Origin of the sequence: Nocardia sp. CA-135953 (assembly GCF_050955735.1) — a bacterium.
Classification (GTDB): Bacteria; Actinomycetota; Actinomycetes; order Mycobacteriales; family Mycobacteriaceae; genus Nocardia.
This window is the reverse complement of sequence record NZ_CP192082.1, coordinates 1,459,346-1,475,164: the sequence shown is the minus strand read 5'-3', so window position 1 is coordinate 1,475,164 and position 15,819 is coordinate 1,459,346. Positions and strand designations below refer to the sequence as shown.

Here is a 15,819-nt window from a genome sequence, read left to right as displayed (position 1 = left end):
CGGCGCGGACTTCTGGGGACCGATACCGCCATGGATTCCACCTGATCTCGAGTCAGCTCAGATGGAGCCGGTGCTGAGGAAGCCGAGTAGGTCGTGGCGGGTGATTACGCCTACGGGTTTGCCGTCTTCTACGACCATCAGGGCGTCGGAGTCGGAGAGGGCCTTGGTCGCGGCCGAAATGGGCTCGCCCGAGCCGATCAGCGGGAACGACGGGCTCATGTGCTGAGCGACCGAATCCGTCAGCTGCGCACGGCCTTCGAAGACCGCCGACAGCAAATCACGCTCGGTCACGCTGCCCGCGACCTCGCCCGCCATCACCGGCGGCTCGGCACCGACGACCGGCATCTGCGAAACCCCGTACTCGCGCAGGATCTCGATCGCATCGCGCAGGGTCTCCGACGGGTGGGTGTGCACCAGATCCGGCAGCGCACCCGACTTGCCGCGCAGCACATCGCCGACCAGCGGCTCCGCCGCGCCGTCCATCCGATCCCGTAGGAAGCCGTAGGAGCTCATCCACTGGTCGTTGAAGATCTTGGACAGGTAGCCGCGGCCGCCGTCGGGCAGTAGTACGACCACGATCGCATCCGGATCGCGCCGGGCGACATCGATGGCGGCGATCACCGCCATACCGCAGGAGCCGCCGACCAGCAGGCCCTCCTCGCGCGCGAGCCTGCGGGTCATATCGAAGGAGTCGGCATCGGAGACGGCGATGATCTCGTCCGGCACGGCCGGGTCATAGGCCGACGGCCAGAAGTCCTCACCGACGCCCTCGACCAGATACGGCCGACCGGTGCCGCCGGAGTACACCGAACCCTCGGGATCTGCGCCGACGATCTGCACCTTGCCGCCGGAGACTTCCTTCAGATACCGACCGGCGCCGGTGATGGTGCCGCCGGTACCGACACCGGCCACGAAATGGGTGACCTTGCCGTCGGTATCGCGCCAGATCTCCGGGCCGGTGGTCTCGTAGTGGCTGTCCGGGCCGCCCGGGTTGGAGTACTGGTCCGGCTTCCACGCGCCGTCGATCTCGCGGACCAGCCGGTCGGAGACGCTGTAGTAGCTGTCCGGGTGGTCCGGGGGCACCGCGGTCGGGCACACCACGACTTCGGCGCCATAGGCGCGCAGCACGTTGCGCTTGTCCTCGCTCACCTTGTCCGGGCAGACGAATACGCACTGGTAGCCGCGCTGCTGCGCGACCAGCGCGAGCCCGACACCGGTATTGCCGGAGGTCGGCTCGACAATGGTGCCGCCCGGCCGCAGCGCGCCGGAGGCCTCGGCCGCCTCGATCATCTTCACGGCGATGCGGTCCTTGGAGCTACCGCCCGGATTCAGATATTCGATCTTGGCCGCGACTATGCCTGCGTTGGGGCCCACCACCGAGTTCAATCGAACCAGCGGCGTATTGCCGATGAGGTCAACGACATGATCAGCGATGCGCATGCCCCCTATCGTTGCAGAAGGGGTCGGTATCCGTGCGCGCGCGTCCAGCCCGACAAATCGCACATGACGGCGATCACTTGCCTAGGATCGCAAATATGAAGCAGCCGAACATCGCTCGCGCCGCGACAGTTCTGGCCGGAGCGGCAGTGGCCGCCGGAGTCGTCGGGGCCGCCCCCGCAGCGGCCGCGACCGTTCAGTTCCCACAGGTGCCGACGCTGGCGCACGGCGGCCTCTGCTGGACGACCATCCGCACCTGGGCCGACACCAGTGCGCAGTGGCCGGGCCGGGCCGTTCTCAATGTGCGCGCGGATCCGGCGGTGGGTCTCGGACCCGGCGACTATCCGCTGGCTCCGCTGTGTGAGGTCCGCACCACCGTCGCGTGGCGCAATCTGAACACCGGCGCGACGGGCAGCTACGACAACAACGTGGTCACCGGCCTCTACGGCAGCATTCAGTACGCCCTGTTCCAGGACACCGGTCCGGGACGCGTCGAGGTCACCGTCAGCACCGACACCGCGAGCGTCGCCGCGCACGGGTGGTTCGAAGTTCCCGGCGAACCGCCGGCCTGAGCCGCGCCACGACTTCGCTGCCAGCGTTGATCGTCTGTACCGCAGGGCGATCAGGTCATGCCGTCGACGCAGAATTCCGCGTGTGGCTCATCTCGTGTTGCCTCGAACCGCAACAACTGATTTCGTAGGTACATGGGTAACTTATCGGGTACGCCCAGAGGCTGTGGCGCACTGAACCGTCGGCCCGCGACGAAACCCGCGGCACCACCGACCGGTCGGCAAAAGGCCCGGGGAGGCGGGGGAGCTACGCCCAGATGCTGTGGCGCACTGAACCGTCGGCCCGAAACGCAACTGCCGTGACTCCCAACGACCGGCAAAGGATGCGGGGAGGCGGGGGAGTATGGAAGACGGCGGCAGTGACGGGTGCCGCGACTGTATTGGCCGGTTCCGGCGCCGGGACCGCATGGTGGGCGACGTATCGACTGCTCATGGCACAGGCCGGGGTCGCGCGCGGGGTCATCGGGCGCGATACCTCGAAACCGCCCGAGGCCGACGGCATCTACACCGCGGGCTGCCTTGCGCCGCAACCGTGGCGCACCGGTCTGCATGCCGACGTGCATCTGATGATCTTCGGCGATTCGACCGCGGCCGGGGTCGGCTGCGTATCACCCGAGGAGGTCCTCGGCGTGCGCATCGCCCGCGGCCTCGCCGAGACCACCGGACAGCGAATCCGGTTGAGTACCAAGGCCATATCCGGTGCGACCTCGAAAGGGCTGGCCGGACAGGTCGACGCGATGTTCGTCGCCGGGCGGCCGCCGGATGCCGCGGTCATCCTCATCGGCGCCAACGACGTCACCAAGAAGCACTCCATCCGCGCCTCCGCGCACCGGCTCGCCGCCGCGGTGGCCCGCCTGCGCCGTGCCGACAGCATCGTGGTGGTCGGCACCTGTCCGAATCTCGGCACGGTCGTGGCGATTCCGCAGCCGCTGCGGACGGTGGTGCGTAACTGGAGCATCCGCTTGGCCCGGGCTCAATCGGTCGCGACCACGATGGCCGGTGGCATCCCGGTGGCAATGGGTGACCGGCTCGCCTCGGAGTTCCGTGCCGCACCCGAGCAGCTGTTTTCCGAGGACGGATTCCACCCCTCGGCGGCGGGTTACGGACGGGCGGCCGCGCTGCTGCTCCCGGTCCTGATCGAGGCACTCGAGGCGGCGACCCCACGTTCCCGCCCAACAGGACGGGACGTAGATTCGATTCGAACGCACAAGTAACAAACGGTTCGAAGACCGCGTTTCGGACACCGTCCGCACGCACCATGACCGTCCGACAAAGGAGTCCTCATGCCCGAGGCCGTCATCGTTTCCTACGCTCGCTCGCCGATCGGCCGCGCCGGAAAGGGCTCGCTGGTGAGCATGCGGCCGGATGACCTCGCGGCCCAGATGGTCCGCGCGGCCTTGGACAAGATTCCCGGCCTCGACCCCATCCAAATCGACGATCTGATCCTGGGCTGCGGCCAGCCCGCCGGTGAGGGCGGTTTCAACATGGCCCGCAACGTGGCCGTGCAACTCGGCTACGACACCCTGCCCGGCGTCACCTTGAACCGCTACTGCTCCTCCTCGCTGCAGACCACCCGGATGGCCTTCCACGCCATCAAGGCCGGTGAGGGCGACGTGTTCATCTCCGCCGGTGTCGAGACCGTGTCGCGGTTCCCGAAGGGCACTGCCGACGGCTGGCCGGACACCCACAACCCGGAGTTCGCCGAGGCCGAGGCCCGCACCGCCGAGCGCGCCGAAGGCGGCGCCGACCGGTGGACCGATCCGCGTTCGGCGGGCATCCTGCCCGACGTCTACATCGCCATGGGCCAGACCGCCGAGAACGTCGCCCAGTACACCGGCATCACCCGTGAAGATCAGGACCATTGGGGCGTGCGCTCGCAGAACCGCGCCGAGGAGGCCATCAAGGCCGGCTTCTTCGAACGGGAGATCACCCCGGTGACCCTGCCCGACGGCACCATCGTCACCACCGACGACGGCCCTCGCGCAGGCACAACCTACGAGAAGATCTCGCAGCTGAAGCCGGTGTTCCGCCCGGACGGCACCATTACCGCCGGTAACGCCTGTCCGCTCAACGACGGTGCGGCCGCGCTGGTCGTCATGAGCGACACCAAGGCCAAGGAACTGGGCCTGACCCCGCTGGCGCGCATTGTCGCCACCGGCGTCTCCGGCCTGTCCCCCGAGATCATGGGCCTCGGCCCGATCGAGGCGGTCCGCAAGACCCTGAAGACCGCCAAGATGACCATCGACGACCTCGACCTGTACGAGATCAACGAGGCGTTCGCTGTCCAGGTCCTCGGTTCCGCCCGCGAGCTGAACATGGACCTCGACAAGCTGAATGTGTCCGGTGGCGCCATCGCCCTCGGCCACCCGTTCGGCATGACCGGCGCCCGCATCACCGCCACCCTCATCAACAACCTCCAGACCCACGACAAGCAGTTCGGCCTGGAGACCATGTGCGTCGGCGGCGGCCAGGGCATGGCCATGGTGATCGAGCGCCTGAGCTAGTTTCCGCGCACGCAAAGGCGGCCACCGGGATTCCGGTGGCCGCCTTCGTGTCGGTGGACTAGTCGTTGTTGAAGTAGCTCAGCAGGCGCAGGATTTCGATGTAGAGCCAGACCAGGGTTACGGTCAGGCCGAGGGCCACGCCCCAGGCGGCCTTCTCCGGGGCCTGGGCGCGGATGAGTTGGTCGGCGGCGTCGAAGTCGAGCAGGAAGCTGAAGGCGGCGACCGCGATCACGACCAGGCTGAAGACGATGGCGAGCGGGCCGCCGTCACGCAGGCCGAGGCCGCCGTCGATGAAGAAGCTGGCGATCAGGTTGCCGACGATCAGAACCAAGATGCCGATCATCGCGCCGAAGATCATTCGGGTGAAGCGCGGGGTCACGCGGATCGCGCCGGTCTTGTAGACCACGAGCATGCCAGCGAACACGCCGAAGGTGCCGAGCACCGCCTGCGCGATCATGGCACTGCCGCCGACGCCGCCGAATTCGATATTGGTGAACATGAACGACAGCGCGCCGACGAACAGACCCTCGAAGACCGCGTACGAGAGCACGACGACCGGGTTGTCCATCTTCCTGGCGAAGGTCGCGACCAGCACCAGCACGAAGCCGATCAGACCACCGCCGATGACGAACAGCGGCGCCAGCGAGGTGTTCGCGTTGGTCAGGCCGTAGGAGATGATCGCCGAGAGCGCGAGCACACCGAGGGTGATGGCGGTCTTTGTGACCACATCGTCGATGGTCATGGCCCGGGTGGCCGGGGCCTGTTGATACTGCGGGTACTGCGGGTACTGACCGGCCTGCTGGGTCATCTGGCCCGCGCCCGCCACCCCTGATCCGAAGTTGGCATAGCCACTGCCCTCTTGCCGAGGCAGCTGTCTGAAAACCGGATTGCTAGTGGTACGCAACGTCGATGCCTTTCTGGAGTTGTGGCTCACGTCGCCGTGGCCGGCCGCTAGCGACTGCTCGCAGGTCGCTCGAAAAGATCAGTCCCGAGCCGCCTCATGCGAGCCGGTCGCTCGATATCCAACTAGGTTGTCCAACGTGTATCGACCCGGCCGAGTTCCCGAGCGACCCTTCGGTACGGACAATTCGGACTCTACTACCGCTGAACGTCGCGCAGTCCACGCACGGATCGCGTCACCGTGAATTTCCGATTGCGGCCGATCACCTCGGTCTGGCCGACCATCCGCTGAACCACGCCGCGATAGTTCAGATGTGAGTTGTAAACCGTCCACAGTTCGCCGCCGGGACGCAGCACCCGACCGGTTTCGGCGAACATCTTGATCGCCGATCCGGTGTGCACGGCGGCGCCGACATGGAACGGCGGATTGCACAGCACCAGATCGGCGCTGTTGTCGGCGGCGCGGGACATGGCGTCGTCGCGTACCACGGTCACCCGATCGGCGACCTCGTTGACCGCCGCGGTCGCCCGCGCCGACGCCACCGCGGCGGCCGACTGATCGGTGCCGACCACCCGGATGCCGGGCCGCGCCTTGGCCAGCGCGACGGCCAGAATGCCGGTGCCGCAACCGAGATCGATGGCATCGCGGGCATCGGGCTTCATCCACTTGAAGTGCTGCAACAGGAATCGGGTTCCGATATCCAATTCGGCGCCGGAGAACACCGCGCCGTGCGCGACCACGTCGATATCGATATCGTCGATCCGCTCGCGCACCGGAAACGGCGGCGCGGCAACGGGTTTCGGCCCGCTCACCAATAGCGTGCGGGACTTCTGCCGACCCCGGCTCGCACGCACCCGCAAGAACGATTCGGCCAGTACATCGTTCATGGACTTGGTCAGATATTTGTCGCGTCCGCCCGCGATTACGGTCACCTCCGGATCCGCGTAGCGGGCGATGGCGTCGGCGACCTCGGTCAGTCCGGCGAGCATGCGGGGTAGTCGCAGCAGCACGACCTCGGCGTCGGCGAGCAATTCTCTGGAAAGCGGGTGTGCGGTATAGCGATCCGCGAGACCGAGCGCGCGCGCATTGTTGGCCAACGCGAGTTCACCGGTGAGCAGGTCCTGATGGACACGGATATCGCGCAGATGGTGTCCGGCGATCGCGCCGAGGGTGAGCGCGCCGTAGGCGTCGCCGATCACCGCGATCCGGCCGCTGCCAGCGGCATCGATGGCATCGGCGGCGACGTCGAGAATCAGCCGGTCGGCGGCATCGACGGCGTAGAGGTTGAGCGCCTCCACATCCGGGTACCGCCGCAGCCGGCCAAGTACGTCCTCGACATCTCCCACACCTCAAGTGTGCTAGATCGTTGCCGATGGATCGCGTCCACCCCGGCATGTCGGCGACACTCCGGTGCCGAACACCGGGTCATCGCAAATCCCCGACGGCACGAACCGCGGCTAATACCATCAGCCACATGCGTAACAGGATGGTGCTGTTGGTCGCCGCCGCGGCGGCGGTGCTCGTCGGCTGCGGCGACGGCGGGTCCAGCTCGAACACCACGACCACCGCGCCGATCACGACCGGCACATTCACCGATGCGCCCGACACCGCACCGCGCGATGCGGGACCCAAGCGCGGGACTCCGTCCACCGACGCGGGCTTGACCGTGTCCGGCATCCGGATCGGGCACCATGCGGGCTTCGATCGCGTGGTCTACGAACTCGGCGGCGCGGGCACGCCCGGCTGGATCGTGCAATACACCGAGCAGGCCATCCAGGACGCCAGCGGCAAGGTAGTCGATGTCGCGGGCCGCTCGATTCTGGAGGTGCAGATCACCGGGTCGGCGTATCCGTTCGACAATGGTGTGACGCCGTATTCGGGCCCCGATCCGGCCACCGATCCCAGTGCGCCGGTAGTCGCGGGGGTGTACCGGAGCGGGGTCTTCGAGGGCACCACCCAATCGTTCATCGGGGTGAATACCGATCGCCCGGCCTTCGAGGTCAGCACCCTGACCAATCCCACTCGGCTGGTCATCGATATCGCGAACGCCTAGTCGGTGCCCGATACGGCCAGGGGGTATCAGCGGGGGCGAGGCGGGGGGCTCTCTAGAATGACGCTGTGGTCGAACCGCAGCCGCCTTCGCGCACCACCGGACTCGTCCGGGTGCTCGGCGTATCGGTGCTGCTCGCAGGCATTGTCGCCATGCACGCCGGAGTTTTCGCGGTCGCTCCAGCCCATGATCACCACACGATGGCGACCATGGCGCTGCCCGTCGACCACAACGCTGCCGCCGAACCGGACTGCACCGATGACGGTTGCGGCCACGCACACGGCGGCATGCACGCCTGCGTTTTCATCCTGACCGCCGTCGCGGTCGCCCTGATGCTCGTCCTGCTCTACTGGATCACCTTCGATCGACCGGGTGGCGGTATGTCGGAACCGCGCCACTGGCGGCCGATACGCGAACGCGCACCACCGTGGACCGTGCTGTCCCTGGCCGAATTGTCGATTCTGCGGATCTGACAGACCCCGCCGCGCCCGTACCACGGACGCGGCTGCGACCTGCCCGAAACCGTTCATTCCAATTCCTCAGGAGCACAGACATGTTCAGCACCCGTAGCCGAATCACCGTCGCCATCGCCGCGACGACCACCGCCGCAGCGCTTTTCACCGGAGGTTGTGGCAATGACGACTCCATGCCGGGTATGGATCACGGCTCCGCGTCGGCGAGCTCCGGAAAGCCCGCTGCCCGAACCGATTTCAACGACGCGGACGTGACCTTCCTGCAGATGATGTACCCGCACCACGCGCAGGCGGTCGAGATGGCGCGGCTGGTGCCGAGCCGCACCCAGAACGAGCAGGTGCGTGCGCTCGCCGCGGATATCGAGAAGGCACAGTCACCGGAGATGGAGCAGATCACCGCATTGCTGGAGAGCTTCGGCAAGCCCGCGCCCACCAGCTCCGGCCATGGCGGGCACAACACGGAGATGACGACCACCATGAACATGCCCGGCACGACAATGCCGGGCATGATGTCGAACGAGCAGATGAACGCGCTGGCAGCGGCTTCCGGCGCCGACTTCGACCGGCAGTGGCTGGAGCTGATGATCGAGCACCACACCGGCGCGATCACGATGGCGAACACCGAACTCGCCGGCGGCGTCAATCCGGACGCGAAGGCTCTCGCCACCGCCATCGTCGCCGCCCAGCAGGCCGAAATCGGCACCATGCGCGGGCTGCTCGGCCAGCGCTGACATCGTGTCGCGGAGCACACATCGAGCCTCACGTTCCGGTGTGCTCCGCACCGGCCATGCGGTTCCTGACCAGTGCTTTCTCGGCCGTTCGGTATCGGTTGGTCATCGATATCGGTTCGGTCGGCTGACGTCGACGGTCGCGAACAAGTACGGTCTTTACGTCCGGCTTCCTACGCGCCTCCAGCGGCCGGATGTTCGGAGGGGAAGAGGGGAACCGACATGCGACGACTAGAGCGGACGGGCCTCGTCGCCGCGGCAGCAGCGACGGCGGTGGGAGTCCTGACCATCGGCGCGTGCTCGAAGCAGATCAACGGCAGCGCGCAGGTCAACCAGACCGAACTGGCCGCTTACGCCTCCGAGGTCACGGCGTCGTCGGTGGCCGCATCCTCCTCCCGCGCGGCGGCGGCACAGCGTGCGGCCGGCACCGCCTGCGACACCTTCACCAGCGCGAACACCAGCTCGATCCACACCTTCAACGACTACATCGACGCGAGCAACAGCAAAGGCGTCAACGACCCGGAGACCAACGCCAAGGCCGATGACGCCGTCACCGCGCTGCGCAATAACGCCCGGACCATCGACTCGAAGGTGACCTCCGATGTGCCGTTGGCCGTCGCCGGCCCGCTGCGCAGCTACCGCGACGACACCAACGCCCTGGCCGACACCCTCGACCGGCGCGCGCCGACCGATACTCTCAATGCCGCGATCGATAAGTTCAACGCCACCAAGAATGTCGCCGAAGACGCCTGTAAAGCCTACTGACGCAGTCTAATTCACTTCCACTCACGCTGTCGGTGCGAGCAGCAAGATGCCGACGGCGGCCATGGTTGCGAAGGCCCTGCGCCGGGGATGAATCAAGCACCGGGCGGGACGGTCGGCTGCCAGGGGGTGGGCTGCTCCGGGGCGCGCGGCTGTGGACGGCGGCCGCGCCGCTCGAAGAGCACGAGGGCGATACCGGTCAGCGAGGCGGCGATGGCGACGAGCGCGAAGATGAACGCGGTGCCCGGAAAGCCGACCGCCCCGATCACCGCGGCGACGATGGCGACGAGTCCGCCGATGATCAGCAGGACGAACCCGGGCCAATTTCTGGCGTCCGCCAAGGTGATTCCCGGCGGCGGCTCGGTCGCGCGGGCAATATCCGGAGCGTCGTCGAGCGGGGGAATCTCCCACGGCCCTTCCGCTGTCATGGTGGTACCTCACATTTCGCTGTCAGGCTGGGTGCTTATGCCTGATGCCTATTAGGTGCCCCCGATGTGACGATCCGAAACAGGCAGGCGGGCTGGCCGACGGCAGGAGCAGACGGATGGCAACCTCATGAGGTCAGCGACTCCGGAAGGCGGTGCGGTAGGTGTGCGGGCTGGTGCCGACCACCCGTTTGAAGCGGTCGCGGAAGGCGGTGGGCGAACCGAAGCCGACCTGGGTGGCGATGCGGTCGACCGGATGGTCGGTGGCTTCGAGCAGGTATTGGGCCTGGCGGATGCGGGCGCGGTGCAGCCACTGCAGCGGTGTGGTGCCGGTCTGTTCGCGGAATCGGCGGTTGAGGGTACGTGAACTCACACCCGCCTGGGCCGCAACATCTTCCAGGGTGAGCGCGTTCGCGGCGTGCTCCTCCAGCCAGCGCAGCAGCGGTTCCATCGACGCACCCTGCGGGGTCGGCGGCTGGTCGTGCACGATGAATTGCGCCTGTCCCCCTTCGCGTTCCAATGGCATGACCGCGAGGCGGGCGGCGTCGGCGGCCACCGCGGAACCGTGATCGCGGCGAATCATGTGCAGGCACAGGTCGATTCCGGCGGCCGCACCGGCGGAGGTGAGGAATTGTCCGTTGTCGACGTAGAGCACATCGGGGTCGACATCGATGGCCGGATAGCGGGCGGCGAGGGCCGGGGCGGCGATCCAGTGTGTGGTGGCACGCAGCCCGTCGAGCAGACCGGTGGCGGCGAGGATGAACGCGCCGACGCAGATCGAGGCGATGCGGGTGCCGTTGGCCGCCGCCGCGCGCAGTGCCTCGATGACATCGTCCGGGACCGCGACAGTGGGGTCCGCGCAGCCGGGAAGCACGATCGTGTCGGCCTCGGCCAAAGCCTCCAGCCCCCAACGCGCCTTGATGGTGAACAGTTCGGTCTCGACCGTCGGCGTGGCCGCGCAGACGCGAACCCGGTAGGCGGGGCGGCCGTCGGGTAGGCGGCCACGGGTGAAGGATTCGATCGGCGTGGACAGGTCGAAGGGCAGGACCTGGTCCAGCGCGAGCACGGCCACGGTATGCATGCGGCTACCGTAGGCGATCGCGAGGTTCCAGCCAATGGATGTGACCTGCAGCATTTCCAATCCTTGCAGATCAGAGCAGCTGGCTAGAATCCGTTGACATATGGCAATTCCGCCAGTTCCCGCACCGCTCGGCGATCATTACCGTCGGCAGCACCGACAAGATGAAGGAGCTGACACGGTGCTCGCCCAGTTCGTATTATTCGACGGATTCGATCCGCTGGATGTCATCGCACCGTTCGAGGTGCTCGATGCCGGACGTCTCCTCACCGACCGCGAATCGAGGATCGAATTGGTCTCCGCCGAGGGCGCGCGCCAGGTGCCGAGCGGCATCCCCGCGATCTCGCTCGCAGCCACCGCCCGCTTGGATCCGCATCGTGCGGACCTCGTCGTGGTCCCCGGCGCGGCAGGCAGGCTGCCCGATGGGCCGAATGATCAACGGCCGGACACCATTCCGATGATCCTCGCCCGCAGCCTCGGTACCGATCTGCCCGCCCTACTGCGAGCAGCAGTCGAGCGCACGGATACGACCGTCGCCACGGTATGCGGCGGGTCACTGCTCCTCGCAATGGCGGGCCTGATCAAAGGGCGTTCCGCGACAACACATCGCCTCGCAATGGACACCCTCGCGGCCACGGGCGTCGATGCCATCGATGCCCGCGTGGTCGACGACGCCGATCTGATCTCTGGGGCCAGCGTCACGTCCGGCCTCGACCTCGGCCTGTATTTGGTGGAACGCGAATTCGGGCCGCGCATCGCGAATGCGGTGGAGAAGCTCATCGCCCACGAGCGCCGCGGCACGGTCTGGCGGAATACGGGCCACATCCCCGCCATCGCCATCTGAGCGCCGCCCGTGACGAAACTTCTACTCTCCCTGCATGTCCTGGCGGCAATTATCGCCATCGGCCCGGTAACGGTGGCGGCCAGCATGTTCCCGGCCACCGTCCGCCAGGTCCAGACCGACCCACACCGCTTGGCCATCGCACGCAACCTGCACCGCATCTGCCGCGTCTACGCCACCATCGGCCTCGCCGTTCCGGTCTTCGGGCTGGCCACCGCCGCCGGCCTCGGTGTCCTCAGCGATATCTGGCTCACCGTATCCATTGCCCTGACCGGCGTGGCCGCCGGAATCCTCGCGCTGGCGATCCTGCCCGACCAATCCCGTATCCTCGCCGCCTTGCCGCAGACCGTCCCCGCCACCGCCCAATTGGCCATGCTCACCGGCATCTTCAACCTCCTGTGGGCCGTGGTCACCGTCCTGATGATCGTCCGCCCCGGCTCGACGACCGGGGCGTGACCAAAGATTCAGTGCGGCAGTGTGTTTCCGGTACGGGTACGACCTTTCCAGTGACAGTGCCGGATTCGGCGAGCGCGGCGATACCCGTTCGAATCAGTCTCGACAATGTTCACCTCGCGTAATTCGCGCAAGCCGATCGTTCGAGACGCTGATCGAAACCCCGCCGGCCCGTGGGCGCGGCGGTTTCCGGCGGGCACCCTCAGTTCGGTGTCGCGGCCAGGTCGTAGACCGCGACATTGCCGATGTGGACGGCCTGGTAGTGCGCGACGACCCAGTCGCCGATGTCCTTGTGGCCGATGGGTCGCCACGGCTCGTCTTCCGGGGCCGGTGTCGTGGCATCACCCTGGCTGCGCACGCGCCAGGATTCGGGCAGTTGCACTTCCTGTGCCAGGTAATAGCGGACCTGGCGGGTGCGTACCATTTCCTGGAACTGATCGAGGGTGGGCACCGGATCCTCGGAGGTGAAGCCGCCGATCGCGATAACCGCTGTGCGGCTGGCCAATTCGAGGGTGGCCGCGGTCGAGGAGCGGTCCACGGCCGCCGACCAGCGGGTCGTGGTGTCGCTCAGCATGTTCACCACTTGCGGTTCCGCGAAGTTACCGCCCATGATCCGGCCCACCTGGGATTGCTGTTGGGAATCGGGCTTGCGTGCCTTGGCCGGACCGACCGTCGGGCCGCCGCCGGTATGCGACTGCGGCAGCGTCGTCACCGCGTATGCCGTCGAACCACCGAGACCGGCGATGACGCCCGCGACAACCAGCACGGAGGTCACCCGGTCCCGCACCCGACGTCGTCCGGCCGCCGGAAGCGATGCGATGAGCAGACCGATCGCAGCGAGCACCGAGATCACGATGATCGTCCAGCGCAGCCATGGCTGCCAATCCGAATTCCGCTGCAGGACAACGAATGCCCACACACCAGCGGTGAGAATGAGTGCGGCGGATCCGATTCGACCGAATGCGTCGGCGCGGCGACGCCACATTTCGTGCACACCGAGTGCGAACATTCCCGCCACGGCGGGCCCGATCGCCAAGGTGTAGTAGGCGTGCATGCCGCCCTTCATGGTCGAGAAGGCGATGCCGTCGATGATCAGCCACAGGCCGAAGGTCAATGCCGCGCCACGAACCAGATCGGTGCGTGGTGCGCGCCACCGGGATGCGAGTACCAAGACGACGGCGAGGATCGCCGCGGGCAGCAACCAGGAGATCTCGTAGGCGATTTCGCCGGTGAACAGCCGGTTCGGACCCGAACCGAACCCGCCGAAGCCCTGCCCGCCTCCGGCATTGTGCGGCATTTCGTAGCCGGGTGGCAGCTCGAAGCGGTTGCCGCCCTTGTGGTTGCGCCCGAGGAAACGGGCGAAGCCGTTGTAGCCGAGCACTAGATCCATGAAGGTGTTATTCGTGGATCCGGCCAGATACGGCCGCGAGGATTCCGGCCACAGGATGGTCAGCACCACGTACCAGCCGGAGGAGAGGACCAGCGCGCCCGCCGCGGCCAGCAGATGCCACAGCCGCGTACGCAACTCGGTCGGCGCGACGATCAGATAGGCGATGCCCAATGCGGGCAAAACCATCAATCCCTCGAGCATCTTCGCCAGGAATGCGAAGCCGAGCGCGACACCGGCCAGCATCAGCCACCGCACACTCGCCTGCCGCAGCGCTCGGATCGTGCAGTAAGCACCCGCCGTCATCAGCAGGACCATCACCGCATCGGGATTGTTGAACCGGAACATCAACGCCACCACCGGTGTGACCGCGAAGACGGCGCCGGCGAGCAGTCCCGCGCCACGGCTCTGCGCCGCTCTGGTCACCGCGCCGTACATCAGAGCGACCGTCGCGACGGCCATGAGAGCCTGCGGTATCAGCATGCTCGCACTGCTGAAACCGAACAGCTGACCGGAAAGTCCCATTACCCACTGCGATACCGGCGGCTTGTCGACCGTGATGAAGTTCCCGGGATCCAGCGAGCCGAACAGCAGCGCCTTCCAGTCCAGCGAGCCCGACCAGGCCGCCGCGGCATAGAAGCTGTTACCCATGGCATTGACGGTGATATTCCACAGATAGGCCACCGCGGTCGCGATCAGCAGCACCGCCAGCCCGATGCGCTCCCATCGTCTGATCGGCGGCAACGCTGTCGCGGGCGCGGGCGGGATCGTATGGGGTGGCGTCGTATCGGGTGGGGTCGTTTCGGGCAGGGACGCCGGAGCACTGGTCACTGTCACCTGGGGAGTATCACAGCCGTCCCGGTGGACCCCCTTTGCGTTTCCTGTCAGTCCGCTGTGAGCCTGCCCCCAACCCTGTGACCATGGGATTTGGACCGCTGGGTGCGGTAGCTGTTCAGGTCGCCGGAATTTCGCGTTGGAACCAGTCGAGGATCTGCGGGAGCGCGACGCGCGCGGTGGCGGAGTGGTCGATATCGCCGAGATCGGTGAGGGTGGCCTGGTCGGTGCGCATGGCTTGCAGACAGTGTTCGGCATTGGCGTAGAGCACATTTCGATCGCCGGCGGCGGCGTATAGGTGCACCGGAACGCGCGGCGTCCAGTCGCAGGTGCCGTCGCTGGCGGCCACCGCTTCGCGCGCGGTTCCGGTCGGATCTTGCGCCAGGGCAAGGAACTTCGGCGTCAGCAAGAGTTCGGGACGCACGGGGAGGGCGGTGCCGATGGTGATCTCGTTCTGCTGTCCGTCGAAGAGTTGTTCGATGCGATCGGCAATCGGTTCCTGGAAGGCGTCGGCAGGCCGGTCGTAGAGGTGGTAGATCCGGTTCATCGCGGTGATCCAGTAGGCGAGATAGAAGACCGCGACCGCCGGGAGGACCCGGCCCTCGATGGCGCCGGGTGTCTCGACGTGCTGAACGTCGTAGGGGCCGCTGATCGGCGCCAGGGCGGCCAGCCCGAAGCCGGGGGCGTCACCGCCCTGTAGCGCTCTGCCCAGTGCCGTCGCGGCCTGGCCGCCCTGGGAGAAACCGGTGACCAGGACATCGGCGTCGAGGTCGTGCTGCTGTCCGGCGGCCATGGTGCGGGCGGCGCGCAGCAGATCGACCGAGGCGCTGACCTCCGAGGGCGCATGAGTGTAGGGATGCGCGCCCGGGCCTTCGCCGAGGCCGAGGTAGTCGGGCGCGACGGCCGCATAGCCCGCCGCGGCGAACATGATGGTGCGGGCCCGATCGGCACGCGTGTCGTTCACCGAGGGCGCATCGCTTTTCAGCACCAACGTGCCGTGCTCATACGTGACGACGCGCAGCCGTCGAGACTCGGTGCGCGGCAGCACGACAAGGCCGCTCGCCGTGGTCGGAGCACCCTCCGCAGTGACGGTTCGGTAGACGACACGATAGGCGTCGACGCCATTGCGCGCGGGGGTGCCGATATTCGCGCTGGCCAGATAGGTCGTTGTCTGTTCCGCCGACAGCCGCGTGACCGGCGTGCTGCTGACAACTTCGCCGCGTACCGCCGCCGGTGCATTATCGGACCCGCAGGCAGGGGTTACGAGCAGTGTCGCGGCGAGCAGTGCGATTACCGAACGCGGTGTGCTGCGCATGAATTCGGGTTCCTCTCGAACAACCACACGGACCATCGTGACACCCGCCGACTTCTATTTCC

At 66.9% G+C, this 15,819-nt stretch carries 16 protein-coding genes; 9 read left to right on the top strand and 7 right to left on the bottom strand.

All coding sequences use genetic code 11. The features are described 5' to 3' along the window. Window positions 1-57 precede the first annotated feature (57 nt). Window positions 58-1,440, bottom strand: coding sequence for a cystathionine beta-synthase (locus ACQPXH_RS06675; RefSeq protein ID WP_433601434.1), 1,383 nt, complete (start codon window positions 1,438-1,440; stop codon window positions 58-60). Window positions 1,441-1,535: 95 nt separating this feature from the next. On the opposite strand from ACQPXH_RS06675, the gene ACQPXH_RS06670 reads away from it, so the two are divergent. From ACQPXH_RS06670 to ACQPXH_RS06660, 3 genes are all read left to right on the top strand, one after another. Next, window positions 1,536-2,009 carry a hypothetical protein gene (locus ACQPXH_RS06670; protein WP_433601433.1) on the top strand — a complete coding sequence of 158 codons (474 nt, stop codon included), beginning with the start codon at window positions 1,536-1,538 and terminating at the stop codon, window positions 2,007-2,009. 320 nt (window positions 2,010-2,329) lie between these two features. After that, complete coding sequence (locus ACQPXH_RS06665) at window positions 2,330-3,220, top strand: SGNH/GDSL hydrolase family protein (RefSeq protein ID WP_433601432.1); 891 nt, start codon at window positions 2,330-2,332, stop codon at window positions 3,218-3,220. Window positions 3,221-3,289: 69 nt separating this feature from the next. After that, window positions 3,290-4,510, top strand: a complete 1,221-nt coding sequence (locus tag ACQPXH_RS06660; RefSeq protein ID WP_433601431.1) for an acetyl-CoA C-acetyltransferase — start codon at window positions 3,290-3,292, stop codon at window positions 4,508-4,510. A 58-nt stretch (window positions 4,511-4,568) separates the two neighbouring features. Here the strand turns inward: ACQPXH_RS06660 and ACQPXH_RS06655 are convergent, their stop codons facing one another. Further along, a complete protein-coding gene (locus ACQPXH_RS06655) occupies window positions 4,569-5,414 on the bottom strand; it encodes a Bax inhibitor-1/YccA family protein (RefSeq protein WP_387296224.1) in 846 nt (281 codons plus the stop codon). A gap of 194 nt (window positions 5,415-5,608) precedes the next feature. Continuing rightward, complete coding sequence (locus ACQPXH_RS06650) at window positions 5,609-6,757, bottom strand: methyltransferase (RefSeq protein ID WP_433601430.1); 1,149 nt, start codon at window positions 6,755-6,757, stop codon at window positions 5,609-5,611. Between the two features lie 128 nt (window positions 6,758-6,885). Here ACQPXH_RS06650 and ACQPXH_RS06645 point away from each other — a divergent pair, with 128 nt between their 5' ends. The 4 genes from ACQPXH_RS06645 (at window position 6,886) to ACQPXH_RS06630 (ending at window position 9,427) form a co-directional block, all read left to right on the top strand. Continuing rightward, window positions 6,886-7,464 (top strand): AMIN-like domain-containing (lipo)protein, encoded by a 579-nt coding sequence (locus ACQPXH_RS06645; protein WP_433601429.1) that lies wholly within the window; start codon window positions 6,886-6,888, stop codon window positions 7,462-7,464. A gap of 65 nt (window positions 7,465-7,529) precedes the next feature. Beyond that, on the top strand, window positions 7,530-7,934 hold the full coding sequence (locus ACQPXH_RS06640; RefSeq protein WP_433601428.1) for a DUF6153 family protein: 405 nt from the start codon (window positions 7,530-7,532) through the stop codon (window positions 7,932-7,934). Between the two features lie 80 nt (window positions 7,935-8,014). Beyond that, window positions 8,015-8,665: a DUF305 domain-containing protein gene (locus ACQPXH_RS06635; RefSeq protein WP_433601427.1), complete on the top strand. Its 651-nt coding sequence runs from the start codon at window positions 8,015-8,017 to the stop codon at window positions 8,663-8,665. Between the two features lie 219 nt (window positions 8,666-8,884). Further along, entirely contained in the window at window positions 8,885-9,427 is a 543-nt protein-coding gene (locus ACQPXH_RS06630) for a hypothetical protein (RefSeq protein ID WP_433601426.1), read from the top strand. 92 nt (window positions 9,428-9,519) lie between these two features. Here the strand turns inward: ACQPXH_RS06630 and ACQPXH_RS06625 are convergent, their stop codons facing one another. Further along, window positions 9,520-9,852: a hypothetical protein gene (locus ACQPXH_RS06625; RefSeq protein ID WP_433601425.1), complete on the bottom strand. Its 333-nt coding sequence runs from the start codon at window positions 9,850-9,852 to the stop codon at window positions 9,520-9,522. Window positions 9,853-9,985: 133 nt separating this feature from the next. After that, window positions 9,986-10,930 (bottom strand): GlxA family transcriptional regulator, encoded by a 945-nt coding sequence (locus ACQPXH_RS06620; RefSeq protein WP_433603334.1) that lies wholly within the window; start codon window positions 10,928-10,930, stop codon window positions 9,986-9,988. Window positions 10,931-11,108: 178 nt separating this feature from the next. Between ACQPXH_RS06620 and ACQPXH_RS06615 the strand changes: the two genes are divergently transcribed. Continuing rightward, window positions 11,109-11,771, top strand: coding sequence for a DJ-1/PfpI family protein (locus ACQPXH_RS06615; RefSeq protein WP_433601424.1), 663 nt, complete (start codon window positions 11,109-11,111; stop codon window positions 11,769-11,771). A 9-nt stretch (window positions 11,772-11,780) separates the two neighbouring features. Continuing rightward, window positions 11,781-12,224 (top strand): hypothetical protein, encoded by a 444-nt coding sequence (locus ACQPXH_RS06610; RefSeq protein ID WP_433601423.1) that lies wholly within the window; start codon window positions 11,781-11,783, stop codon window positions 12,222-12,224. Window positions 12,225-12,423: 199 nt separating this feature from the next. Here the strand turns inward: ACQPXH_RS06610 and ACQPXH_RS06605 are convergent, their stop codons facing one another. Both ACQPXH_RS06605 and ACQPXH_RS06600 read right to left on the bottom strand, forming a co-directional pair. Next, window positions 12,424-14,445, bottom strand: a complete 2,022-nt coding sequence (locus ACQPXH_RS06605) for an ArnT family glycosyltransferase (RefSeq protein WP_433601422.1) — start codon at window positions 14,443-14,445, stop codon at window positions 12,424-12,426. A 115-nt stretch (window positions 14,446-14,560) separates the two neighbouring features. After that, window positions 14,561-15,784 (bottom strand): lipase family protein, encoded by a 1,224-nt coding sequence (locus tag ACQPXH_RS06600; RefSeq protein WP_433601421.1) that lies wholly within the window; start codon window positions 15,782-15,784, stop codon window positions 14,561-14,563. Window positions 15,785-15,819: the final 35 nt, after the last annotated feature.